The sequence below is a fragment of the Paucibacter sp. DJ2R-2 genome (assembly GCF_025717675.1).
In the GTDB taxonomy this organism is placed as follows: Bacteria; Pseudomonadota; Gammaproteobacteria; order Burkholderiales; family Burkholderiaceae_C; genus Paucibacter_A.
The window spans coordinates 31076-54610 of the sequence record NZ_JAJIRT010000007.1; the positions used below are offsets into that span (position 1 = coordinate 31076).

Genomic DNA, 23535 nt, shown 5'->3' on the forward strand with positions numbered 1-23535 from the left:
ATGACAGCCCCCGCACCTGCACCTGATTCAGGACCCGACGCCACACCGATTGCCCGGCGACTGTTCCAGTTCGTCAAGCCTCACCGCGGCGGTCTTGCGTTGACCATCCTGGCCTATATCGGCGCCGCAGCCACCGAGCCGCTGATTCCGCAGTTGATCAAGACCGTCTTTGGCGACGGCTTCGCCAAGAACGCCTTCAGCGTCTGGTGGGTGCCGGTCGCGCTGATCGGCCTGTTTGCCGTGCGCGGCCTGTTCGGTTTCCTCGGCCAGTACCTGTTTCACTGGACGCTGAGCCGCAGCGTCATGGACTTCCGCGCCGCCCTGCTGGAAGCCTTGCTCAAGGCCGACGCGCGCGTCTTCACCAGCCTGCAGCCGGGCACGGCGGTGACCAAGGTGGTCAATGACCCGCAGCAAATCCTCTCTCTGCTCGGCGGCACCCTGATCACCGTGCTACGCGACGGCCTGCCGGCCCTGGCCATGCTGGTCATGCTGCTGGTCATGAACTGGCAGCTCACCTTGCTGGCCATGGTGGTCACACCGCTGATGGCCTTGGTGGTCAAGGCCGTCAACAAGCGGGTGCGCGCCATGTCCAGCCGCAGCTATGAGGCGCAGCTGCAGCTGGTCAACAAGGTCGACGACATCACCCGCGCCTGGCGCGTGGTGCGCAGCTTTGATGCCGTGGACCATGAGCGGCGCAGCTTCGCCGAGCGTGCGAGCGAACTGCAGCGCAGCAGCCTGAAAGCGGTCGCGGCCGGCGCCCTGAGCCAGCCGCTGTCACAGCTGATCGCCAGCGTCGGCCTGTCCTTGATCATCTGCGTCGCCCTGCTGCAGGCGCGCCAGGCGCAAACCGGGGTGGGCGAGTTCGCCGCCTTCGTCACCGCCCTGCTGCTGCTGACCTCGCGCCTGCGCCACCTCAGCGATCTGGCCCAACCCATCACCAATGCCTTGGTGGTCGCTCGCGGTTGCCTGGAGCTGCTGGACATGCCAGCCGAACCCGACCGCGGCCAGCGCGAACTCCAGCAATGCCGCGGCGAGCTGCAGCTGCGCGATGTGCGCCTGCAATACCCCGGCAGCGAACGCCCAGCGCTGGATGGCTTGAACCTCGATTTCGCACCTGGCCAGACCACAGCCTTGGTTGGCTCGTCCGGCGCGGGCAAAAGCTCCATCATCCACTTGCTGCTGGGTTTCGGAACGCCCGATCAGGGTCAGGTCTTGCTGGACGGTGTGGACATCAGCGAACTCAAGCGCGCCAATCTGCGCCGCCAGTTTGCGGTCGTGTCACAGGACATCGTGCTCTTTGATGCCTCGGTGGCCGAGAACATCGCCTACGCCCAGCCCCGAGACGAGGCCCGTCTGGAACAGGCCTTGCGGGCCGCCCACCTCTGGGACTTTGTCCAGCAACTGCCGCAAGGCCTGGAAACCCCGGTCGGTGCCAACGGCAGCAAGCTCTCGGGCGGCCAGCGGCAGCGTCTGGCAATTGCTCGCGCGCTTTACCGCGACGCGCCGATTTGGGTCTTTGACGAGGCCACCTCGGCTTTGGACACCGAGAGCGAACGTGCCGTGCAGCAGGCGCTGGAGATGTGGCAGGGCCGCAAGACCCTGATCGTCATCGCCCACCGCTTGTCCACCATCCGAAGCGCCGACCAGATCCATGTCATGAGCGGAGGCCGGGTCAGCGAATCGGGCAGCCATGCCGAACTGCTGGGGCGCGACGGTAGCTACGCCGCCATGGTGCGGGCGCAGAACGGAGACTGAGCCGTGTTGGCCTTGTCCCGGCGGACTGCTCTGATCTGGGCGCTGCTGCTGGCCACGGACGGGCGCGCACAAGCCTCAGCGCTGGAGCTGAATACGGCCAGTCGCGCGCAACTCGAATCTTTGGCTGGCCTGGGCCCAGGACTGGTCGAGCGCATGTTGCAAGCGCGGGCAGAGAAGCCCTTTGAAGGCTGGCAGGACCTGCGGCAGCGCGTCCGCGGAGTAGGCCCGGCTCTGGCGCTCAAGCTCTCGACACAGGGGCTGCGAGTGGCCGGGCAAACCTGGACAGCGGCACCGCCACATTTGCCGTGATGATCTGAAGGAATAAAAGAGGTTGCCCGCGCTTTTACCCTGGGCACACTCAGACCACGCTCGGCTGCTCGGCCTGCTGCGCAAAGCCCGCCTGACGCCGGCGCATCGCGGCCGGATCAAAAGCAGGCGCCTGTGTCGACCAGCCGAAAAACTTCTGCACCTCGACGCGCCGCGCCAGCGTGTCGCTCATGCCCAGATTGATCAGCTCGCCGGTGAAGGACGGTTCGAACAGCAAGTAGCTGGTCAGGGCCGAACCGCTCGCGCCCTTGCCTTCGCCGGCCACACCGACGCTGCGCAACAAGCCCTTGATGGCAGGCGGCAGGCTGCCCTGGTGCTCGGCGGCCAGCTCGTCCAAACGCCGACTGGGCGCGATCACCAGCACGTCAATGGGCCGCAGCGGCGTGGCCTGGCGCACATCGGGCGACAGCAGCGACAAGGTATTGTTGATGCGCTGCAGGCGCTCGACATCGACCGCCAGTGCATCCAGGAAGATGTTCGACAGCGCATGGCCGGCAATCTGCGCCATGCTTGGATGGCCGCTGACCAGGGTCTGGCGGCGCCCGGGCGGCTCATGCATGCGGCCGGCGCCAATCACCAGCACCCGTTCGGCCCCCAGGTGTACGGCCGGTGAAATCGGCGCACTTTGGCGCATGGAGCCGTCACCGAACCACTCCAGCTGGCCGTCAAGGTCCAGCTGCTGGGCGGGGAAGATGAAAGGAATGGCCGAGGAGGCCATCAGGTGCTCGATGCTCAGCTGGGCCTTGACGGCAATGCGCTGGGAGCGCAACCAGGGCTCGAAAGGCAGGTGGGTCTGATAAAAGGTGACGTGCTGCCCTGAGGTGTAACTGGAGCCGCTGATGGCCAGGGCCTGCATATGGCCCGCGGCCAGCATCTGGTCGAGGCGCTCCATGCGCACCCAGCGGCGCAGCAAGCGTCCCAAGGGCGAGTTGTCGAGCAGGCTGTTGGGCCGGGTGCGGCGCCAGCGCGCCACTGCCCAGCCCAGGCTCATCATGGTCATCCAGCGGGCGCCGGTGCGGATCACGCCAAAGGCATCGGCCGCATAGACCTGGTCCACATGAAGGTTCTGCCAAAGGTGCACCAGGCCATCGACCGCCGCGTCGAAGTCGTCGGCATTGCAGGCCAGCGTGGCCGCATTGATGGCACCGGCCGAGGTGCCGGCAACGATGGGAAAAGGCGTGGGCACCTGGTTGCCGCCCAGGCCGGCATCGCGCCGCAGCTGCGCAATGGCGGCCAGCACCCCGACCTGGTAGGCGGCGCGGGCGCCGCCACCCGTGAGGATCAGGCCGATGCGTGAGGAGGGCAGGATGGGCTCGCTCATGGTGTGATTTGCGTCACATCATCGCCGAATTCCCGGCCATGCAAAGCAGGAAGAGCGCGGCAAAAACAGCCGCTTGAGGCGCGGCCGCCATAGACAAAGCTCAGCCCGCGTCGTAGATGATCTGAGCCTGGGGCAAGGGCTTGGCGCCGACCTTGCCACTACCGATCTGGCTCAGTCGCGCCAGCGCTTCGTCGCAGGGCCAGAAACGACTGTCCTCGCCCAATTCCAGACGGAACTCGGCACCTTCGTGCTCGCCCTGCAGGAAATGATGGGTCTGCATGCGCAAGCCCTGGGGCACCATGCCCTGATCGGTCTGCAGCTGCCGCGCCGGCCAGAGCTTGACCACCTCCTGCAGCGCCGGCAAGGTGCTGCCCACAGGCAGGTAAAAATATCGGCCGAAGCGCGAACGTGCCCCGGCCAAGTCCCAGACCGCCTGCACATTGAAACGGTAGCCGCCGGCAAAGCGGTCCAACTGGACCTTGCCTTGCAGGATCAGCAGCTCGTCGTCCACCAGCAGTTCCTTGTGGAGATTGAGCAGCTCCTCGTTGGCCACGGCTTCGATGACATCGCTCTTGTCATCGAGCTTGAAGATGGCAACACGGCCACGGTTGCCGTTGATCACGCGCAGATCGCTGACGATGCCGGCCAGCATGACCACCTCCCGGTTCATCGCCGCGTCCTCGACATTGGCGATGCGGCGCTTAACCATGCGCCGCACTTCGTCGCCACTTTGGTCGAAGAGGTGGCCGCTGAGGTAGTAGCCGATGGCCGTCTTCTCCAGCGTCAGCCGCTCCTTGATGCTCCAGCCGGGCACATCCACCAGATCGGGTTCGGCGGTGGAAGAGCCGTGGGTGTCGCCAAAGTCGAACAGGCCGCCCTGGTCGGCATTGGCCTCCTGGGTTTCGGCATGGGTGTAGCCACGTGCCACGCTGGCCAGCAGGCGGGCACGGTCGGGCTCCAGGCTGTCGAAGGCGCCGGCCTTGATCAGCGCTTCAACCACCCGTTTGTTGCAGGCCTTGCGGTCGATGCGGCAGCAGAAGTCGTAGAAGCTCTTGAAGGGGCCGCCCTTCTCACGCACCGCGACAATGGAATCGATCGCACCCTTGCCCGTGCCCTTGATCGCGCCCAGGCCGTAGTTGATGCGCTTGGGGCGGCCGCCCGGCGTACCCGGTGCCACCCAGTTCGGGAACACACCGTCACCCGGCATGATGGGTTCGAAGCGGTGCACACCGAGGTTGACGTTAGGCGGCTCGAAGTCGATGCCGAAGAGCTTGGCGTCATTCAACAAGACCTTGAGCTTGTCGGTGTCATCCATTTCAATCGTCATGTTCGCGGCGAAGAACTCGGCCGTGAAATGAACCTTGAGCCAGCCCGTGTGATAAGCCAGCAGGGAGTAGGCGGCGGCGTGCGACTTGTTGAAGCCGTAGCCCGCGAACTTCTCCATCAGGTCGAACACTTCGTCGGCCTGTTTTTCATCCAGGCCGTTGACGGCCGCGCCCTTGCGGAAGATGGCACGGTGCTCGGCCATCTCCTCAGCCTTCTTCTTGCCCATGGCCCGGCGCAGCATGTCGGCGCCGCCAAGGCTGTAGCCGCCCAGCACCTGGGCGGTCTGCATCACCTGCTCCTGGTAGACCATGATGCCGTAGGTCTCGGCCAGCACAGGCTCGGTCAGCGGGTGCGGGTACTCAACCACTTCCTTGCCGTGCTTGCGCGCCACAAAGGTCGGAATCAGGTCCATGGGACCGGGTCGGTAGAGCGCGTTCAGGGCGATCAGGTCTTCCAGGCGCGAGGGCTTCGCGTCCTTCAACATGCGCTGCATGCCGGTCGATTCAAACTGGAACACGCTCTCCGTCAGGCCATCAGAGAAGAGCTTGTAGGTGCGCCGGTCGTCGAGCGGGATGGTCTCGAAGGCAAAGTTCTGGTGGTCTGGGTAACGGGCCAGGATGAAGTCCTTGGCCAGTTCCAGAATCGTCAACGTGGCCAGGCCCAAGAAGTCGAACTTCACCAGGCCGATGGCCTCGACGTCATCCTTGTCGTACTGGCTGACGGCCGAGTTGGAGCCCGGCTGCTGGTACTGCGGGCAGAAGTCAGTGATCTTGCCTGGCGCGATCAGCACACCCCCGGCATGCATGCCGATATTGCGCACCATGCCTTCCACGCGCGCAGCCAGCTTGAGCAGCTCGGCCACTTCCTCTTCCTGGGCCTCGCGTTCGTTCAGCTCCGGCGCCTCGTGCCGGGCGTAGATCATCTTCTCCTTTTCAGGGTCGAAGTTCTCCGGCAGTTTGGCCAGGGTCACGGTCTTGCCCGGCGGCGCCGGGATCAGCTTGGCGATGGAGTCCACCTGGCCATAGCCCATGCCCAGCACCCGGCCGATGTCGCGCAAGGCCGCCTTGGCGGCCATGGTGCCGAAGGTGGCGATCTGGCTCACGGCCGGGCGGCCGTATTTGTCCTTGACGTAGTCGATGACCCGGTCGCGGTTGCCCTGGCAGAAGTCGATGTCGAAGTCGGGCATGGACACCCGCTCCGGGTTCAGGAAGCGCTCGAACAGCAGGTTGTACTGCAGCGGATCCAGGTCGGTGATCAAGAGCACATAGGCCACCAGGGAGCCGGCGCCCGAGCCCCGGCCCGGGCCGACCGGGCAGCCATGGGTTTTGGCCCACTTGATGAAGTCACCCACGATCAAAAAGTAACCCGGGAAGCCCATCTTGATGATGGTGTTCAGCTCGAACTCCAGGCGCTCCACATAACGCGGACGCTCGGCGTCACGCTTGGCCTCGTCGGGGTACAAGAGCTTGAGCCGGTCCTCCAGCCCTTCGAAGGACAGCTGGCGGAAGTACTGTTCCATCGGCATGGGCGTGCCGTCTTCCAGCAGCGGCGTCGGGAAGTTGGGCAGCTGCGGCTTTCCCAGCACCAGGCTGATGGAGCAGCGGCGGGCAATTTCCACCGTGTTGGCGATCGCGGACGGGATGTCGGCGAACAGCGCCTCCATATCGGCCTGCGGGCGGAAATACTGGCCCGGCAGGAAACGTTTGATGCGCTTGGGGTTGGTCAGGGTCTCGCCCTCGGCCACGCAGACGCGCGCCTCGTGGGCATCGAAGTCGTCTTCGCCCAGGAACTGGATCGGGTGGGTGGCCACCACCGGCAGACCCAGCTCAGCCGCAAAAGGCACGCTGGCCTGGACCAGGGCTTCCTGGCCGGCGAGACCGGCGCGCTGGAGCTCGATGTAGAAGCGGTTCGGAAAGATCGCGGCAAAGCGCTGCGCCCAATCGCGCGCGCGCACCTTGTCGCCACTGAGCAATGCCTGACCCAATCCACCAAACTGCGCGCCCGAGAGGCAGATCAGGCCTTCGTTCAGTTCCTGCAACCACTCCCATTTGAGGCAGGCTTGGTTGCGCTGCACGTTTTGAATCCAGGCGCGCGACAGCAGCTCGCAGATGTTCAGATAGCCCTGGGTGTTCTGCACCAGCAGCAGCATGCGAGTGGGGTTCTTGTCCGAGCCCTCCGGCTCCAGCCAGCAATCGGCGCCCAGCACCGGCTTGACACCTTTTTTGCGGCAAGCGTTGTAGAACTTGATGCCGCCAAACATATTGGCCAGGTCGGTGATGGCCAGGGCGATCTGCCCATCTTTGGCGGCCGCAGCGGCCGCGTCATCGGTTCTGAGGGTGCCGTCGACGACGGAAAATTCGGTGTGGGTGCGCAGATGAACAAAAGCCATGGCGGCATTGTAGGCAGGGGCATGGTTCTCCCCAGCCGCCGGCGCGCTGCCGGCGGCTATGCTGCCGGCCAGATTGCAACCGCATCCCCACGGAGGAGCCCCCCATGCGCAAGACCTTGCCCGCCCTGGCCACAAGCCTTGTCACCAACCTTGTGGTCACTCTGCTGATGAGCCCTGGCGCGCAGGCCGCCGGCCAGCCCGACCCGGGCAAACGCCCCAGCAGCGCCGATGTGCTCGCCGCCGCCCAGCCCAGCGATTGGCGCGAGGTCAAGGCCGATGACGCTCTGCTGATGGATCTGGCCAGCGGCCCGGTGGTGATTGAGCTGGCGCGCGAGTTCGCGCCCGTGCATGCCAGCAATATCGTGCGCCTGGCCCGCAGCGGCTACTTCGACGGCCTGGCCATCATCCGCGTGCAGGACAACTACGTCACCCAATGGGGCGACGCCGACGACGAAGCTCCGACGGCCCGCGCCAAGCCGGCTGACTTGGCCAAAGCGCCGGTCGAGTTCGCGCGTGCCCTGAAAGGCCTGGACTTCCGCGCCCTGCCCGAGCGCGATGCTTGGGCGCCTCAGGTCGGCTTCGTCAATGGTTGGCCGGTGGCGGCCGACCCCAAGAAGGGCCGCGCCTGGTTGACCCATTGCAACAGCATGGTCGGCGCCGCGCGCGGCAATGACCCCGACTCCAGCGACGGCAGCGGCCTCTACACCGTGATCGGCCATGCCCCGCGCGCGCTGGACCTCAACATCACCAGCGTCGGCCGCGTGCTGCAAGGCATGGAGCGCCTGAGCGCCCTGCCCCGCGGCGCCGGCGCCCTGGGCTTCTACGAAAAGGCCGAGCAACGCACGCCGATCCAGCGCGTGCGCGTGCTGGCCGATGTACCCGAGGCCGAACGACCCAAGCTGCAGGTGCTGCGCACCGACACCGCCACCTGGAAGCGCTGGCTCGATTCGCGCCGCTACCGCAGCGGCTGGTTCGTCCACAGCCCCGATCGGGTGGAGCTGTGCAGCGCACTGCCCCCGGTACGCCCGGCGCCCTGAGAGCCGCCGCGCGGCCTACAAGTCCTGCACGCGCAGAAAGGTGGCGAAACGCGGCAGGCCCGAGCCGGTCAGCCCGCGGTAGCGGTAGCTGACCGTGCTGCCCAGCGGCGGCGGCGCGCGGCGCTGGGCCTCGCTGAAGCCGCTGCCAAGATTGAATTCCTGACCGGCGGCATTGCGCACCCGCAACGCGCCCAGCAAGCCACTCAAGCGCCCCTGGCCCGGCAGATGGGCGATGACCACCGCGGCCTCATCGTCATGCGCTTTGAGTTTGAGCAGGGCCTCGTGGCGGCCGCTGATGTAGGGCGCATCGGCTTCATGCAGCATCAGGCCCTCACCACCGGCGCGCAGCACGGCCTGTAAACGCTGGCGCAGCTCGGCCAGGCTGCCGACCTGTTCTTGCGGCACGACGCGCAGCATCGGCGTGTCGACCGCGGTGGCGATCTCCCGCAGCTGCACCACGCGCCTTGAGAAAGGACCGGCCCCACCTGGCAGCTCAAACAGCAGGTACTGGATCTGCAGCCACTCCTCTTCGCGCGGCTGGCTGCGCTGCAAGGCGGCCGAGCACGCCTCGAAACGCCCGCGCCCCATCCACAGCTCGCCGTCCAAGGGCTGCTGCAACGGCAGCCGCTCGAGCACGCTCGCCGGTGCAGCCAAGGCCAGGCCCTGGCGGCTGAGCAAGCGGTCCCCCGTCCAGTAGGCCCGCACGCCATCGAATTTCTCGCTGACCAGATAGCGGCTCAGGTCCAGGCCTTCCAGCCCCCCGCGCGGCGTTTGCGCCAGCAGCAAAGGGGGCTTGGCCACAGCGGCAGTCGCCAGGGCGGCGGCGCCGAGCGCCCCGGCTGAAAACAAGGCCGAACCGAGCTGCAAGAGGCGGCGGCGAGGCAAAGAAGCTTGAAGATCTGCGGCCGCTGGCCTGTCGCTCAAAAGGCCTGTTTGACCCTGCGCAGTGGAAAGTGGACCCATGTGCATCTCCTTGAACAGGTCACTTGCGGCCGACATCACAGCACTGGCCGCGCAAGCGAGCGTGTGTGAGACTACGCGCGCCCACCGCAGCCCTCAAGCCGCGTATGCTCTGACTCACGCATCCATGGCCAGCTTGCGCCGGATTTCATCCTTCGAATCGAGGATCCAGCACGTGCCCGACATGCCCAACCGCCGCCACGCCCTGGCACTCCTGGCCGCGCCCGCACTCGCGCAGGCTGTGCCGTCGATGGCCCCCGCGAACCTGGGAAGCGACGACGTCTTGCGCATCGTGGCCACCGAATTCCCGCCCTACACCACCCAAGAGAGCAGCGACGGCGGCCCCGCCATCGCGATTGCCCGCGCCGCCTTGGCACGAACCGGGCAGACCATGGAGATGGATTTCCGCCCCTGGTCTCGCCTGATCGCCGAGCTGCAACGCGGGCTCTGGGACGGCGTCATCGGCGTCTGGCGCAATCCGGAGCGCGAAAGCTACCTCAGCTTTCCGCAATCCCTGGGCATTGCCAACCGGATCGGTTTCATGGCGCGCAGCGAGCGCCGCATCGATGTGCGCGACCTCAGCCGCCTGAAAAGCCTCCGCATTGGCATCGTGCGCGGCTACGCCAACCCACCCGCGTTCGAGCAGGCCAGCTTGCAATGCGACGAAGCGCTCGATGACCTGGGCAATCTTCGCAAGCTACATGCTGGCCGTATCGACCTGGCCCTGGTGGACAAGGGCGTGGCGGCCTACCTGCTGCGCCGCCAGCTGTCCGAGGCGGCGGCGTCTCTGGTCTGGCTCGAGCCCTCGGTGGCAGACATGCCGCTCTATATGGCCTTCAACCGCGCCCAAGCCGCCCACGGACAGCGTGTGGCGGCCTTCAACAAAGGCATGACGGAGATCCAGAGCAGCGGGCAGCTGGCCCGCTTGCTGATGCGCAATGCCGAGTTGCTGTAAGTCGACCCGCGGGCACGGCCAGGCTCAAGCCTCCGGCGCAATCTGCTCCGCGTACTCGTAGAGCGCGCCCAGGATGTCCTGACCACGCTCGTCGGCAGCCTCGCTGAGCTCATCCACACGCTCGAAGAACGCAGACAAGGTCTGCGCGCCACCGGCACCCTGGTGCAAGCGGGCGGCGCAATGAGCCTGCCAGCGCTGAGCCTCGGGCTCGCTGAGGCTGGCAGGGAAGTTGCGCGCGCGGTAGCGGAACACCAGCTCGGCCAGGCGCTCGTCGGCAAACACCAGCTTGCCTTCGGCCGCGCGCTGAGCAATTTGCTCGGGCGTCTGGCTGCGCAGGCGCTGCAAAGCGCGGCGGTCATCAGGGCCGATGAAACCGCCGTAGAGGTCCTCGTCCACATCGACCGGGCCCGGCGTCGCTTCACGCTTGAACACATCGCCCCAGAGCCCGTCGAGCAAGCGTCCCTTCTCCACCAAGGTCTGGGCATGGGCCAGGCCTTGGGCCATGTCCAGTCCCCAGCTTTCGGCCATGGCCGGGCTCAGGGTCTTGAGGTTGCCAATGACGATGGGAGACTTGTTGATATGGATGGTCTTGATCGGCAGCCGGGTCTGGCCCTCGGGCAGATCCTCCTGCTTGACGAACATGCGGCCGCGAATGTCGGCGGCGTTCAGGGTCAGCAGCTCGCTCGGGTCGCTGGCCAGGTCCCAGACGATCAGCTCATTCTTGTTCGTCGGGTGCGGCGCCAGCGGCCAGACCAGGGCGATGCAGCCGCGCTCCGGGCCGTACATGCCCGAGATGTGCAGGAAGGGCCGGCCCACGCCGATCTCGGCCCAGACGGCATCTTTCTTGCGCAGACGCAGGCAGAAGTCGAACAGCTTGGGCTGTGTGGTTTTCAGCAGGCGCGCCAGGGCGATGGTGGCGCGCACATCGCTGAGCGCGTCGTGCGCCGCCTCATGCACCAAGCCATTGGCCACGGTCAAATGTTCGAGCTTGAAGGACGGCCGGCCATCCTCATGGCGAGGCCACTCGATACCCTCGGGGCGCAAAGCGTAAGCGCAGCGCACCACATCGAGAATGTCCCAGCGCCCGCACTCGTTCTGCCATTCGCGCGCGTAGGGGTCGATCAGATTGCGCCAGAACAAATGGCGCGTCACCTCGTCGTCAAAACGGATGGTGTTGTAGCCCACGCCCACCGTACCGGGCTCGGCCAGCGCCGCCTCGATGGCGGCCGCAAACTCATGCTCCGGCACACCGCGTTCCAGGCAGGTCTGCGGCAGGATGCCGGTCAGCAGGCAGGACTCCGGGTCCGGCAGGCTGTCCGGGCTGGGCTGGCAGTACAGCATCAGCGGCTCGCCCACTTCGTTCAGATCGGCGTCGGTGCGTATGCCTGCAAACTGAGCCGGTCGGTCCCGGCGCGGCACGCGGCCAAAAGTTTCGTAGTCGTGCCACAAGAAGCTGAATTCACTCATGGGCGGCACGATACATCAAGCGCCCGCCGGGCTTGAATGGTGGCACTTTGTCGCTGCCGGATGTGACGAGCGGGCCGCTGAGCCCAGCTGGTGATAATCGCGGCCATTGCACACCGCTGCGCTCACCTCCTGCACCTTGAACAAAAAACTGCTGATCGTCGGCGCCGCACTGCTGGCTCTGATCACCCTGCTGCTCGGTGTTGCGGCAGCGCTGATCTATCCGACTCTGCCGGATCTGGCCGAGCTCAACGACTACCAGCCCAAGCAATCGCTGAGGGTCTTCACCAGCGACGAGGTGCTGATCGGCGAATTCGGTACCGAGCGGCGCAAATACCTGCCGCTGGACCAGATCCCCAAACAGATGCAAGACGCCTTGCTGGCCATCGAGGACAGCAATTTCTACGAGCACAGCGGCATCTATCTGCCGGGCATCTTGCGCGCCATCGTGGCCAACACCACCCAAGGCCGCAGCCAGGGCGCCTCCACCATCACCCAGCAGCTGGCGCGCACGCTCTACCTGACCAAGAAAAAGGTCTACTCGCGAAAATTCGTCGAGGCCTTGCTGGCCATGAAGCTGGAAAGCGAGCTGAGCAAGCAAAAGATCCTCGAGGTCTATATGAACCAGATCTATCTGGGTCAGCGGGCATATGGTTTCGAGGCCGCCGCCGGCGCCTACTACGGCAAGACGCTCAAGGACCTCTCCATCGCCGAGACCGCCATGCTGGCCGGCCTGCCGCAAAACCCCGCCTATGCCAACCCGGCCGTGAACCCGGAGCGCGCACGCCGCCGCCAGCATCTGGTGATCAACCGCATGGTCGACACCGGCGTCATCACGGCCGAGCAGGCCGAGAGCGCCAAGGCCGAAAAGCTGCACATCCGCTCGCCCCAGGACGCGCGCGTCCATGCAGAATTCGCCGCCGAAATGGCGCGTGACGTGGTCTTTGAGCAGTACGGCGAGGAGGCCTACACCAAGGGCTTGCGGGTCTACACCACCCTGGTTTCGCAAGAGCAGGCCGCCGCCTACCGGGCCCTGCGTCGCAGCTTGCTGGAGCTGGAGAAGCGCAAGCCCTACCGCGGCCCGGAGGGCTTTGTCGCCCTGCCCGAAGACGAGGGCGAGCGCGACACGGCCATCACCCAGGCCCTGGCCGAACACCCGGACCAGGACGATCTGCGCGCCGCGGTGCTGCTGCAAACCTCGGCGCAAAAAGTACGGGCCGTGATGCAGAGCGGCGAGGAGCTGACGCTCAGCGGCGAGGCCTTGCGCGGCGTGCAATCGGCCCTGTCCGACAAGGCACGCGAAGCCAGCCGCTTGCGGCCCGGCGCCATCGTGCGCGTGATGCGCGGCGCGCCCAGCAAGGCCGAGCCGCAAGGCGCTTGGTCCATCGTCCAGCCGCCCGAGGCCGAAGGCGCATTGGTGGCGCTGGAGCCGGGCACCGGCCGCGTCCATGCCCTGGTCGGCGGCTTTGACTTCAATCGCAAGCAGTACAACCACGTCACCCAGGCCAAGCGCCAGCCGGGCTCCAGCTTCAAGCCCATCGTCTACTCGGCGGCGCTGGAACAAGGCGTCAGCCCCAGCACCGTGGTGCCTGACGAACCGCTGGCTTTCGGCGACTGGGAGCCCAAGAACTCGGACGGCAAGTTCGACGGCCTGATGAGCGTGCGCCAGGCCCTGGCCCGCTCCAAGAACATGGTGACCATCCGCATCACCCAGCTGATCGGGCCAGCACGGGTGCGGGAATGGGCCTCACGCTTTGGCATCGAGATCGACGCCGGCCGCGAAAACCTCACCCTGGCCCTGGGCACCAGCGAAGTCACGCCCTTGCAGATGGCCAGCGCCTACGCGGTGTTTGCCAACGGTGGCTACCGCCTGCCGCCCGTCATCATCCAGCGCATCACCGACAGCAAGGGTCAGGTCTTGTTCGAGGCCCCCCAGGCCAAATTGGGCGAGGAACAGCGGGCCATCTCCGAGCGCAATGCCTTCCTGACCAGCAGCCTGCTGCAGGAAGTGACGCGCAGCGGCACGGCCGCACGCGCCCAGGGCACTCTGCGCCGCCCTGACATTTACGGCAAGACCGGCACCACCAACGATGCGGTCGATGCCTGGTTCGCCGGCTTCCAGCCGAGTCTGGCCACTGTGGTCTGGATCGGTTACGACCAGCCGCGCTCGCTGGGCGACCGCGAGTCGGGCGGCGGCCTGGCCCTGCCCGTCTGGATCGACTTCATGAGCGTGGCCCTGCGCAACAAGCCGGTGCAGGAAATCGCGCCGCCGGCCGAAGGCCTGCTGCGTGCCGCCAACGGCGACTGGAGCTTTGAAGAATTCGCCGGCGAGGCGGGCATTCGAGCGATCGGCCTCGATGGCACGGCGAGCCTGAGTCCGCCGTCAGCGGCCAGCGAGGCCGCCTCCGCACCCTTGCCCTGAACGGCCAGCGGCGCTGGGGCGTGCCGCGGGCTCAGCGCTTCTTGACGATCACGCTGCCGATGGAATAGCCGGCGCCGAAAGAGCAGATCACGCCCAGATCGCCGGCCTTCAGGTCGGCGCGGTGTTCGTGGAAGGCAATGATGGAGCCGGCCGAGGCGGTGTTGGCGTAGGTGTCGAGAATCAACGGCGCCACGTCCGAACCGGAGGCGCCCATGCTCTCGCCGATCAGCTTCTTGATGATGAGCTGATTCATGCCCAGATTGGCTTGGTGCAGCCAGAAGCGGCGCACCGTGGCCGGCACGGTGTCCAGCGTGCCCAGATGGGCCTCGATGTGGGCGGCGGCCATGGGCACGACTTCCTTGAAGACCTTGCGGCCTTCTTGCTTGAAGGTCTTGTCGCGCGCATTCGGGTCGCTGTCTTCGGCGCGGTTCATGAAACCGAAGTTGTTGCGGATGGCGTTGGAGAACTGGGTCACCAGCTTGGTGCCCAGGATCTCCCATTGGTCGGCCGAGGTGGCCGTGTCGGCGCGCTCGATGATCAGGGCGGTGCAGACATCGCCGAAGATGAAATGGCAGTCGCGGTCTTTCCACTCCAAGTGGGCGGACGTGATCTCGGGGTTGACCACCAGCACGCATTTCGAGGCGCCCGAGCGCACGGCGTTGTAGGCCTGCTCGATGGCGAAGGTGGCCGAGGAGCAAGCGACGTTCATGTCAAAGCCATAGCCGCTGGCGCCCAGGGCCTGCTGAATCTCGACCGCCATGGCCGGATAGGGCCTCTGCATATTGGCGCTGGCGCAGAAGATGGCGTCCACATCGGCCGGCTGCTTGCCCGCAGCGGCAATGGCTTTGCGGGCTGCATCCACAGCGATCTCGGCCATCAGCGAGAGCTGGTCGTCGCTGCGCTCCTGGAAGCGCGGATACATGCGCGTGGGATCGAGCACGCCGTCTTTCTCGATCACATAACGCTGTTTGATACCGGATGCTTTTTCGATGAACTCGACGCTGGAATGCGTCAGCGGCGCGCGCGTGCCGGCCGCGATTTCATCGGCATGCTGGGCGTTCTGAAGATCGGCGTAGGCGTTGAAGGCAGCGACCAGTTCGGCGTTGCTGATGATGTGGGGCGGCTGGTAGAGACCGGTGCCGCTGATGACGACGGAATGCATGGGATGGAACCTTTGGGTGTCGCGGAGCCTGGATGGCCCGGGTGTGGCAGGCAGTGTAGCCAGACTACATGGTGTGAGAACTGAGGGCCAGCTCCAGCTTTTCGCCGAGTTTGTGGAGCGAAGGCGGGCAAGATCAGCGTAGAATCGCTCACCGGGCCCAAATTTTGGCGTCCGGTTTTTTTCGTCCGTACCACCCTTGCTGGTGGCCTCGCGGATGCAAAGCAGGCGTGCCTCTTTCCTGAGACGCCACGCCGGCCGGATCTCCAAGTCAAGTGCTCGCAGCCCAGGGCCTGCACTGCATGAACGCAGCCCGAAACTTGCGAACGATTCGACTCATGGAAATCTTTGACTACGACAACATCCTGCTCCTGCCACGCAAATGCCGTGTGGAAAGCCGCAGCGAATGTGACACCTCGGTCCAGTTCGGACCCCAGCGCTTCAAGCTGCCGGTCGTACCGGCCAATATGAAGACGGTGGTGGACGAAAACATCACCGAGCACCTGGCCGCCAACGGCTACTTCTACGTCATGCACCGCTTCGACCTGGACACGGTGGCCTACGCCAAGTCCATGCGCAGCAAGGGCTTGCTGGTCTCGGTCAGCTCCGGCGTGCAGGCCGCCGACTATGCCGTCATCGACCGCCTAGCGGCTGAAGGCGTGGGTGCCGACTACATCACCATCGACATCGCCCACGGCCATGCCGAGAGCGTGCAGCGCATGATTGCCCATATCAAGCAGCGCCTGCCCGATGCCTTTGTGATCGCCGGCAATGTCGGCACGCCGGAGGGCGTGATCGACCTCGAGAACTGGGGCGCAGACGCGACCAAGGTCGGCATCGGCCCGGGCAAGGTCTGCATCACCCGGCTCAAGACCGGCTTCGGAACCGGCGGCTGGCAGCTCTCGGCCCTGAAATGGTGTGCCCGTGTAGCGACCAAGCCCATCGTCGCCGACGGCGGCATCCGCCACCATGGCGACATCGCCAAGAGCATGCGCTTCGGCGCCTCCATGGTCATGATCGGCTCGCTGTTCGCTGGCCATGAGGAGTCCCCCGGCAACACAGTGGAAGTCGACGGCAAGCTCTACAAGGAGTACTACGGCTCGGCCAGCGACTTCAACAAGGGCGAGTACAAGCACGTAGAAGGCAAGCGCATCCTGGAGCCTGTGAAGGGCAAGCTGGCCGACACCTTGCGCGAGATGCGCGAGGACCTGCAAAGCTCCATCTCCTACGCCGGCGGCCGCAGCCTGGCGGACCTGCGCAAGGTCAACTATGTGGTCCTCGGAGGGGAGAACGCGGGGGAACATTTGTTCATGTGATGGACGGGCGCAGCCCGCATCACTAGAGCGCGTCAGCGCGAAGCCCCGCGTTCCGGCGCAGCCACAACGCGGGGGAACATTTGTTCATGTGAGTGAGCAAGGCTGTCGAACCCGCGCAATACGGGTTTTGTTCACCCTCAGACACAGGCTCCCTCGGCGAGCGCTCGCATAGACTGCGAGCCGCCGCCCTGCGGGGCTTTGTTTGCTTGAGCGAAGACGCGCTGACACTGCCTACCCATGAACCGCCCTGCCTCAAACCCCTGGCGCCGCGCGCACAGGTCATTGCTGGTCTGCCTGATCCTGCTGTCGCTGTGCTTGGGTCTCTTCGCTCACGCCCTGGTTCGGGTGGAGCGGGAGCGCCAGGCCTTGGCGGTGGGCCTGTGCATGCTGGACCCCGCGGGACGCAGTTCCCTGATTCCTTGCCAGGACCGCTTTGCGCCACCCAGCAGCTGGGCCGAGCACCTGCTCGAAGCGCTGTTTCCCTGAGGCGCTGCCTCCAGGCGCGAAGGCACGCGCATGGTGGACAATCGCACCATCCCTTTTTGTGCTTTTCCTTTCAAATTTCGGCCGAACAGGGGCTCGGGTGCTGGCCGAACGCTGGCGCACCGGCCCCTTTGCCGTTTCAGCAGCGACCCTTGTGCCATGACCGAACTTGCCAAATCGTTTGAGCCCGCCGCCCTCGAAGCCCATTGGGGCCCTTTGTGGGAGCAAAAAGGCTTGTACAAGCCCACCCTGGATGCGAGCCGCGAGTCCTTCAGCATCCAGCTGCCGCCGCCCAATGTGACCGGCACCTTGCACATGGGCCACGCCTTCAACCAGACCATCATGGACTCGTTGACGCGCTACCACCGCATGCTGGGACACAACACCCTGTGGGTGCCGGGCACCGACCATGCCGGCATCGCCACCCAGATCGTGGTGGAGCGCCAGCTGGCCGACAAGGGCGCGGAGGGCGCCAAGACCCGCCACGACCTGGGCCGCAAGAACTTCGTCGCCCGCGTCTGGGAATGGAAGCAGGAGTCCGGCAACACCATCACCGGCCAGATGCGCCGCATGGGCGACTCGGTCTCCTGGGACCATGAATACTTCACCATGGACGAGAAGCTCTCGCACGTGGTGCGCGACACCTTCGTCAAGCTCTTCGACGAAGGCCTGATCTACCGCGGCAAGCGCCTGGTCAACTGGGACCCGGTGCTCAAGTCCGCTGTGTCGGACCTGGAAGTCAGCAGCGAAGAGGAAGACGGCTTCCTGTGGCATATTCGCTACCCCTTGGCCGATGGTTCCGGCGATCTGACCGTCGCCACCACCCGCCCCGAGACCATGCTCGGCGACGTGGCCGTGATGGTGCACCCGGAAGATGAGCGTTATGCCGCCCTGATCGGCAAGCAGGTGACCCTGCCGCTGTGCGGCCGCAGCATCCCCGTGATTGCCGACGACTACGTGGACCGCGAGTTCGGCACCGGCGTCGTCAAGGTCACGCCCGCGCACGACACCAATGACTACGCCGTCGGCCAGCGCCACGGTCTGGCCATGATCTGCGTGCTGACCCTGGACGCCAAGATCAACGACGAAGCGCCCGAGGCCTACCGCGGCCTGGACCGATTCGTCGCCCGCAAAAAAGTCGTTGCCGACCTGGAGGCCCAGGGCTTCCTGGTTGAGGTCAAGAAGCACAAGCTGATGGTGCCGCGCTGCGAGCGCACCGGCCAGGTGATCGAGCCCATGCTGACGGACCAATGGTTTGTGGCTGTCAACAAGGTCAGCGCCAGCACCGGCCGCAGCATTGCCCAAGGCGCGGTCGACGCCGTCGAGAGCGGTGCGGTCAAGTTCTTCCCCGAGCAGTGGATCAACACCTACAACCACTGGATGGGCAATATCCAGGACTGGTGCATCTCGCGCCAACTCTGGTGGGGCCACCAGATCCCGGCCTGGTACGGCGAGAGCGGTGAACTCTTCGTCGCCCGCGACGAGGACGAAGCCCGCGCCAAGGCCACAGCGGCCGGTTACAGCGGCGCACTGACGCGCGACGAGGACGTGCTGGACACCTGGTACTCCTCCGCCCTGGTGCCCTTCTCCACCCTGGGCTGGCCCGAGAAGACGCTGGAGCAGGACCTGTTCCTGCCCTCCACCGTGCTGGTGACGGGTTACGACATCATCTTCTTCTGGGTCGCCCGGATGATCATGATGACCCAGCATTTCACCGGCAAGGTGCCCTTCAAGCATGTCTACATCCACGGCCTGGTGCGTGATTCGCAAGGCCAGAAAATGAGCAAGAGCGAAGGCAATGTGCTGGACCCGGTGGACCTGATCCAGGGCGTGGATCTGGACACCTTGGTGGCCAAGTCCACCGTCGGCCTGCGCCGCCCCGAGACCGCACCCAAGGTGGCGGCTCGAGTGAAGAAGGAGTTCCCTGAGGGCATGCCGACCTACGGCGCCGACGCCCTGCGCTTCACCATGGCCTCCTACGCCAGCCTGGGTCGCAACATCAACTTCGACACCAAGCGCTGCGAGGGCTACCGCAATTTCTGCAACAAGCTCTGGAACGCCACCCGCTTCGTGCTGATGAACACCGAAGGCCAGGACTGCGGTCTGCTGGAGCACACGAAAGAGCAATGCGCCCCTGGCGGTTCCGCGCACGGCTACTTGGACTTCAGCCGCGCCGACCGCTGGATCAGCAGCGAGCTGCAAAAGGTCGAGCTGGCCGTCGCTCAAGGCTTTGCCGAGTACCGCCTGGACAACGTCGCCAACGCTGTCTACTCCTTCGTCTGGGACGAGTACTGCGACTGGTACCTGGAAATCGCCAAGGTGCAGATCCAGAACGGCAACGAGGCTCAGCAACGCGCGACCCGCCGCACCCTGATTCGTGTGCTGGAGACCACGCTGCGCCTGCTGCACCCGATCGCCCCCTTCATCACCGAAGAGCTGTGGCAAACCGTGGCGCCGATCGCCGGTCGGAAGAACAGCGACTACCTCGTCAGCGCGGCGTACCCGATTGCCCAGCCCGAGCGCATCGATGAAGCCGCCTGCGCCTGGGTCAACAACCTCAAGGCCGTGGTCGGCACCTGCCGCAGCCTGCGCAGCGAGATGAGCCTCTCGCCCAGCACCCGCGTGCCCCTGCTGGTCGGTGGCGACACCGGTTTCATCGCCGAAGCCGCCGCCCTGCTGCAAGCGCTGGCCAAGCTCAGCGGCGTGCAGATCTTCAGCGATGAAGCCGCCTTCCAAGCCGCCAGTGCCACCTCACCGGTGCTGGTCCATGGCGCCGCTCGCCTGGCCCTGCATGTGGAAATCGATGTGGCCGCCGAGACGGCTCGCTTGGCCAAGGAAATCAACCGCCTGGACGGCGAAATCGCCAAGATTGAAGCCAAGCTCGGCAACGAGGGCTTTGTGGCGCGCGCGCCGGCGGCGGTGGTCGAACAGGAGCGTCAGCGCCTGAACGACTTCAGCGCCACCGTCTCTCGCTTGCGGGATCAGGCAGCTCGGCTGGTGAAGTAGAGCGGAACTCCGCCACCTCGGGTGGCGTGGCCAGCAACTCATCCATGCGCCGCGCCACGCCCCAGGCGGCGCGCGTGCGCGATTCACGCGTGGTGCTGGCCAGGCGCGGCGTCACCTGCAGGCTGTCCACGCCGTGCAAGGGCTGGCCTGGCTCCTGCAAGCCGGGCTCCAAGCTGTCGAACCAGGCAGCCAGCAGGCGGCCGCTGCGCAAGGCCTCGGCCAGAGCCACGTCATCAAAGATGGCGGAATGGGCAATGCTGACCAGCACCTGACCCGGCTTGGAAAAACCCAGCACGCGCTCGCCAACCAAGCCGCGGTAGCGCGGGAAATAGTTCAGCTGTACGCAAACCCCTTCACTGTGCTCCATCAGCTCGCGCAAGGGAACCGGCTCGATGCCCCACTGCGCCCAGATCGGGTCACTCTGATGCAAGCTGGGGTCATAGCCGACCACACGGGTGCCAAAAGCGGGCAGCAGCTGCGCCAGCATGCGCGCCGCTGGCGTCAGGCCGATCAGGCCCACCGTCACACAGCCCAGCTCGCGGCCCACCCACATGCCGTCCGAACCCTGCACCGGCACGCGGCGCAGCAAGGCCAGCAAGGCGCCCACCATGAACTCAGCCTCGGCACTGGCCGTGGCGGTCAGGCTGCGGATCACTTCCACATGGGCGTTGCGACAGGCCGCCAGGTCGATGTTCTCCCCGCCCGAACTCATGCGCCCGACCACACGCAAGCGCGGCGCGGCACGCAGCAGGGCCGCATCGACGGACACATTGGGCGGCAGGATCAGGCCTTGAATCTGGTGCAAGGCCTCCAGCAAACGCGCGGGCTCGCCTGCCAGCTCGGGCGCGAACTGCACCGAATGGCGCTCGCTGAGCCACTGCATGACTTCCATTTCCAGCGGTTCAACGATCAGCAAAGTCATGTTTCAAGTCGGTCGTGTGCACAACGAAGAGTCGTCATTTGCCCATGCAACAATGCGCTCAAGCAAATCGAGGAGTGTACTTTTATGGCCAGCAAGCCGAACTCTGTCATCACCAAGGCCATCTTTCCTGTCGCCGGTCTGGGCACCCGTTTTCTGCCGGCCACCAAGGCGCAGCCCAAGGAAATGCTGCCGGTGGTTGACAAGCCGCTGATCCAGTACGCCGTCGAGGAAGCCTATGCCGCCGGTGTGCGGGAAATGATCTTTGTGACCGGCCGCCACAAGCGCCCGATCGAAGACCACTTTGACATGACTTTCGAGCTCGAGATAGCCCTCGAACAAGCGGGTAAGCAAGAGCTGCTGGAGGTGGTGCGCAGCGTCAAGCCTGACGATATGGAATGCGTCTACGTGCGCCAGGCCCAGGCCTTGGGGCTCGGCCATGCGGTGCTCTGCGGCCAGCGCCTGGTCGGCAACGAGCCCTTTGCGGTGCTGCTGGCCGATGACTTGATGGTCGGCCCCAGCGGCGGCTCCCCGGTGCTCAAGCAGATGGTGGAGCAGTTCTCCGAATGGCGGGCCAGCATTCTGGCGGTGCAGGAAGTGCCTGCCGAGCACACTCGCCGTTACGGCATCGTCGCAGGCACCGCGGTCAACGACCATCTGGTCGACGTCACTCGCATCGTCGAGAAGCCGGCGCCGGAAGATGCACCCTCGCGCCTGGCCGTGGCCGGCCGCTACATCCTGACGCCCGGCGTCTTTCACGAGATCGCCAACCAACCGCGCGGTGTCGGCGGCGAGATCCAGCTGACCGACGGCATTGCCGGTCTGCTGCGCCGCGAAAAGGTGTTTGCCTACCGCTACGAAGGCAAGCGCTACGACTGCGGCAGCAAGGAAGGCTTTCTGCAAGCCAATGTGGAGCTGGCCCTGGCGCATCCGCAGCTGGGTGCGGGCTTCCGCGACTATTTGCGCTCCATCGAAATCTGATCGAGCGCTATTTCGCGCCATCGCTCAAGCCGCCTTGCTCGCATTGAACATCGCGGCGGCGATCAAATCCATGTCCTCGGCGGTGATGGCCAGCAGGCCGAAGCGCAGGGCATAGCCCCAATGAGCCCGGCCGGCGCTGAAGCTCAAGTGAGGCAGCAAGGGCTGAATGCCCGCCTCGCTCGCCTCGGCCCGCCAAGCCACATCGCGCCGGTGCGGCACGAATCCGCCACCCATGTCGAAGGCATAGGGCTCGCCGGGCAAGACCTGACCCAAGGCCGTGAAAGCTTGCAGCCGATCGCCCCCACCAAAGCGGGTGCTGGGCGAGTAGTACACCACCTGGTCGCCGGCGCGCAGCCGGCGCAGCGGCGCCACCTTGCCGTGACAGACCTGCATGAAGCCCTGGGCTCGGCCCAAGCGCACATGCTCGGCGCTGGCCACGGCCAGCCAGTTGCCTGCCGGGCATGCCAGGGAGACAGGAGGCTCGAAGCCGGGTAACGGCATCGTTGCCATGAGGCTCATTGGCCGCCCGGCGCGAACACGCGCAGACGGTGGCCGTCGGGATCGCTGGCCGTGAAGGTGTAGCCGAAGTCCAAGGCGGTAGGCGTTTGCAGAACCGCCACGCCGCGTGCGGCCCAGGCCGCGTGCACCGCATCGACGGCGGCTGCGCTGTCCTGCACAAAGGCCAGCTCACTGCTGCCGCCCTGCCCCGCCGCGGCCGGCAACACCGTGTCACGAGCCCAAAGACCCAGCATCAGGCCCGAGGCCAGGGCAAACATGGCGAAGGTGGGCGAAGCTTCCACCGGCTCTGCACCGAGGATCTGACGATAGAAGGCCACACTAGCTGCCGGGCTCTGCACATGGAGCAGCACAAAATGGGCCTGGCTGTGGAGCTTGAAATTCGTAGGATTCATGGTTGAGCCGGCTGTTGGCCGAAAGTTGAAAGAGCTGCCATGCTAGGAAGCAGCCCTGTCAATTTCTGGCAGCAGCAGGCAGCTCAAGCCGAGCGCCGTTCAGCTCACTGCGCTGCAATGCCCTCAGCTTCTCGCCAGGCCTTGAGCAAGACCTGGCGCCGCTGGGGATAGCGCTCCTCCAGCACCTCCAAAGCCTCGATCTGGTCGCAGCGAAAACTGCGCCGCTCACCGCGCAGCTCGCACCAGGCCACCAGCACGCGGGCTTGGTCGAAGAAGCCCAAGGCAAAAGGCCAGACCACGCGCTCGCTGCTGCGACCCTTCAAATCGCAGTAGTGCAAGCGGACCTTGCACTCCTTGCGCATGGCCGCACGCAATCGGGCCAGCACCTGGTCCAGGCGCGGCAGCGGCTCGCCCGGCCCCACCAACAAGGCCGTGCTGTCCATCTCGTGGCGCAACTCGGCCGGCAGCACGGCCGAGATTTTGGCGAGAGCATGGCGCGCGGCAGCGGCCAGTTGCTCATCGTCGGCGCGACCAGCCACCCAACGCGAGCCCAGCACCAAGGCCTCAACTTCGTCGGCCGAGAACATCAGCGGCGGCAAGGTGAAGCCCGGCTTGAGCACATAGCCCAGGCCCGCCTCGCCCTCGATTTGCGCGCCCTGCGCCTGCAGGGTGGCGATGTCGCGGTAGAGGCTGCGCAGGCTGATGCCCAGCTGCGCCGCCAGGCTGGCGCCGGCCACCGGATGGCGGTGCCGACGCAGCAACTCCATCAGGTCCAGCAGGCGGGCGGCGCGGGACATCGCAACA

Annotated in this window: 18 protein-coding genes; 9 read left to right on the forward strand and 9 right to left on the reverse strand. The window is 65.6% G+C overall.

What is annotated here, in order from left to right; translation table 11 throughout:
• Both msbA and LNV28_RS16465 read left to right on the forward strand, forming a co-directional pair.
• A complete protein-coding gene (gene msbA / locus LNV28_RS16460) occupies positions 1-1755 on the forward strand; it encodes a lipid A export permease/ATP-binding protein MsbA (RefSeq protein ID WP_263517425.1) in 1755 nt (584 codons plus the stop codon).
• Positions 1756-1758: 3 nt separating this feature from the next.
• A complete protein-coding gene (locus LNV28_RS16465; RefSeq protein ID WP_263517426.1) occupies positions 1759-2064 on the forward strand; it encodes a ComEA family DNA-binding protein in 306 nt (101 codons plus the stop codon).
• A 49-nt stretch (positions 2065-2113) separates the two neighbouring features.
• Here the strand turns inward: LNV28_RS16465 and LNV28_RS16470 are convergent, their stop codons facing one another.
• Positions 2114-3403, reverse strand: a complete 1290-nt coding sequence (locus LNV28_RS16470) for a patatin-like phospholipase family protein (protein ID WP_263517427.1) — start codon at positions 3401-3403, stop codon at positions 2114-2116.
• Between the two features lie 100 nt (positions 3404-3503).
• Positions 3504-7118, reverse strand: a complete 3615-nt coding sequence (gene dnaE, locus LNV28_RS16475) for a DNA polymerase III subunit alpha (RefSeq protein WP_263517428.1) — start codon at positions 7116-7118, stop codon at positions 3504-3506.
• Between the two features lie 104 nt (positions 7119-7222).
• Between dnaE and LNV28_RS16480 the strand changes: the two genes are divergently transcribed.
• Positions 7223-8155, forward strand: coding sequence for a peptidylprolyl isomerase (locus LNV28_RS16480; protein ID WP_263517429.1), 933 nt, complete (start codon positions 7223-7225; stop codon positions 8153-8155).
• Positions 8156-8170: 15 nt separating this feature from the next.
• On the opposite strand, the gene LNV28_RS16485 is transcribed toward LNV28_RS16480, so the two are convergent.
• Entirely contained in the window at positions 8171-9040 is an 870-nt protein-coding gene (locus tag LNV28_RS16485; protein WP_263517430.1) for a DNA ligase, read from the reverse strand.
• A 259-nt stretch (positions 9041-9299) separates the two neighbouring features.
• Here LNV28_RS16485 and LNV28_RS16490 point away from each other — a divergent pair, with 259 nt between their 5' ends.
• On the forward strand, positions 9300-10070 hold the full coding sequence (locus tag LNV28_RS16490) for a substrate-binding periplasmic protein (RefSeq protein ID WP_263517658.1): 771 nt from the start codon (positions 9300-9302) through the stop codon (positions 10068-10070).
• A 24-nt stretch (positions 10071-10094) separates the two neighbouring features.
• Here LNV28_RS16490 and sbcB read toward each other — a convergent pair whose 3' ends face one another.
• A complete protein-coding gene (gene sbcB / locus LNV28_RS16495; protein WP_263517431.1) occupies positions 10095-11537 on the reverse strand; it encodes an exodeoxyribonuclease I in 1443 nt (480 codons plus the stop codon).
• A 136-nt stretch (positions 11538-11673) separates the two neighbouring features.
• Here sbcB and LNV28_RS16500 point away from each other — a divergent pair, with 136 nt between their 5' ends.
• Positions 11674-13956 carry a penicillin-binding protein 1A gene (locus LNV28_RS16500; protein WP_263517432.1) on the forward strand — a complete coding sequence of 761 codons (2283 nt, stop codon included), beginning with the start codon at positions 11674-11676 and terminating at the stop codon, positions 13954-13956.
• A 31-nt stretch (positions 13957-13987) separates the two neighbouring features.
• Here LNV28_RS16500 and LNV28_RS16505 read toward each other — a convergent pair whose 3' ends face one another.
• The gene (locus tag LNV28_RS16505) at positions 13988-15118 is read right to left on the reverse strand and encodes a beta-ketoacyl-ACP synthase III (protein WP_263517433.1); all 1131 of its coding nucleotides are present in this window, start codon (positions 15116-15118) and stop codon (positions 13988-13990) included.
• A 335-nt stretch (positions 15119-15453) separates the two neighbouring features.
• On the opposite strand from LNV28_RS16505, the gene LNV28_RS16510 reads away from it, so the two are divergent.
• From LNV28_RS16510 to LNV28_RS16520, 3 genes are all read left to right on the forward strand, one after another.
• The gene (locus LNV28_RS16510) at positions 15454-16431 is read left to right on the forward strand and encodes a GMP reductase (RefSeq protein WP_263517434.1); all 978 of its coding nucleotides are present in this window, start codon (positions 15454-15456) and stop codon (positions 16429-16431) included.
• 237 nt (positions 16432-16668) lie between these two features.
• Positions 16669-16917 (forward strand): hypothetical protein, encoded by a 249-nt coding sequence (locus LNV28_RS16515; protein ID WP_263517435.1) that lies wholly within the window; start codon positions 16669-16671, stop codon positions 16915-16917.
• Positions 16918-17073: 156 nt separating this feature from the next.
• Positions 17074-19920 (forward strand): valine--tRNA ligase, encoded by a 2847-nt coding sequence (locus LNV28_RS16520; RefSeq protein WP_263517436.1) that lies wholly within the window; start codon positions 17074-17076, stop codon positions 19918-19920.
• Here LNV28_RS16520 and LNV28_RS16525 read toward each other — a convergent pair.
• Positions 19868-20842 (reverse strand): NAD(P)-dependent oxidoreductase, encoded by a 975-nt coding sequence (locus LNV28_RS16525; protein ID WP_263517437.1) that lies wholly within the window; start codon positions 20840-20842, stop codon positions 19868-19870. The two genes, LNV28_RS16520 and LNV28_RS16525, sit on opposite strands and share 53 nt — an antisense overlap.
• An 84-nt stretch (positions 20843-20926) precedes the next feature.
• Between LNV28_RS16525 and galU the strand changes: the two genes are divergently transcribed.
• Positions 20927-21820 (forward strand): UTP--glucose-1-phosphate uridylyltransferase GalU, encoded by an 894-nt coding sequence (galU, locus tag LNV28_RS16530; RefSeq protein ID WP_263517438.1) that lies wholly within the window; start codon positions 20927-20929, stop codon positions 21818-21820.
• Between the two features lie 24 nt (positions 21821-21844).
• Here the strand turns inward: galU and LNV28_RS16535 are convergent, their stop codons facing one another.
• The 3 genes from LNV28_RS16535 to LNV28_RS16545 all read right to left on the reverse strand — a co-directional run bounded on the left by LNV28_RS16535 (position 21845) and on the right by LNV28_RS16545 (position 23528).
• The gene (locus tag LNV28_RS16535; protein ID WP_263517439.1) at positions 21845-22330 is read right to left on the reverse strand and encodes an EVE domain-containing protein; all 486 of its coding nucleotides are present in this window, start codon (positions 22328-22330) and stop codon (positions 21845-21847) included.
• A gap of 5 nt (positions 22331-22335) precedes the next feature.
• Entirely contained in the window at positions 22336-22731 is a 396-nt protein-coding gene (locus tag LNV28_RS16540) for a VOC family protein (protein ID WP_263517440.1), read from the reverse strand.
• A 104-nt stretch (positions 22732-22835) separates the two neighbouring features.
• A complete protein-coding gene (locus tag LNV28_RS16545) occupies positions 22836-23528 on the reverse strand; it encodes a helix-turn-helix transcriptional regulator (protein ID WP_263517441.1) in 693 nt (230 codons plus the stop codon).
• Between the last annotated feature and the right edge of the window lie 7 nt (positions 23529-23535).

Coding starts and splice junctions, on each gene's coding strand:
- LNV28_RS16480 (WP_263517429.1), top strand. CDS start 7,223: ATGCGCAAGACCTTGCCCGCCCTGGCCACAAGCCTTGTCACCAACCTT.
- galU (WP_263517438.1), top strand. CDS start 20,927: ATGGCCAGCAAGCCGAACTCTGTCATCACCAAGGCCATCTTTCCTGTC.
- sbcB (WP_263517431.1), bottom strand. CDS start 11,537: ATGAGTGAATTCAGCTTCTTGTGGCACGACTACGAAACTTTTGGCCGC.
- LNV28_RS16510 (WP_263517434.1), top strand. CDS start 15,454: ATGGAAATCTTTGACTACGACAACATCCTGCTCCTGCCACGCAAATGC.
- LNV28_RS16540 (WP_263517440.1), bottom strand. CDS start 22,731: ATGAATCCTACGAATTTCAAGCTCCACAGCCAGGCCCATTTTGTGCTG.
- LNV28_RS16520 (WP_263517436.1), top strand. CDS start 17,074: ATGACCGAACTTGCCAAATCGTTTGAGCCCGCCGCCCTCGAAGCCCAT.
- LNV28_RS16525 (WP_263517437.1), bottom strand. CDS start 20,842: ATGACTTTGCTGATCGTTGAACCGCTGGAAATGGAAGTCATGCAGTGG.
- LNV28_RS16470 (WP_263517427.1), bottom strand. CDS start 3,403: ATGAGCGAGCCCATCCTGCCCTCCTCACGCATCGGCCTGATCCTCACG.
- LNV28_RS16490 (WP_263517658.1), top strand. CDS start 9,300: ATGCCCAACCGCCGCCACGCCCTGGCACTCCTGGCCGCGCCCGCACTC.
- msbA (WP_263517425.1), top strand. CDS start 1: ATGACAGCCCCCGCACCTGCACCTGATTCAGGACCCGACGCCACACCG.
- dnaE (WP_263517428.1), bottom strand. CDS start 7,118: ATGGCTTTTGTTCATCTGCGCACCCACACCGAATTTTCCGTCGTCGAC.
- LNV28_RS16545 (WP_263517441.1), bottom strand. CDS start 23,528: ATGTCCCGCGCCGCCCGCCTGCTGGACCTGATGGAGTTGCTGCGTCGG.
- LNV28_RS16535 (WP_263517439.1), bottom strand. CDS start 22,330: ATGGCAACGATGCCGTTACCCGGCTTCGAGCCTCCTGTCTCCCTGGCA.
- LNV28_RS16515 (WP_263517435.1), top strand. CDS start 16,669: ATGAACCGCCCTGCCTCAAACCCCTGGCGCCGCGCGCACAGGTCATTG.
- LNV28_RS16505 (WP_263517433.1), bottom strand. CDS start 15,118: ATGCATTCCGTCGTCATCAGCGGCACCGGTCTCTACCAGCCGCCCCAC.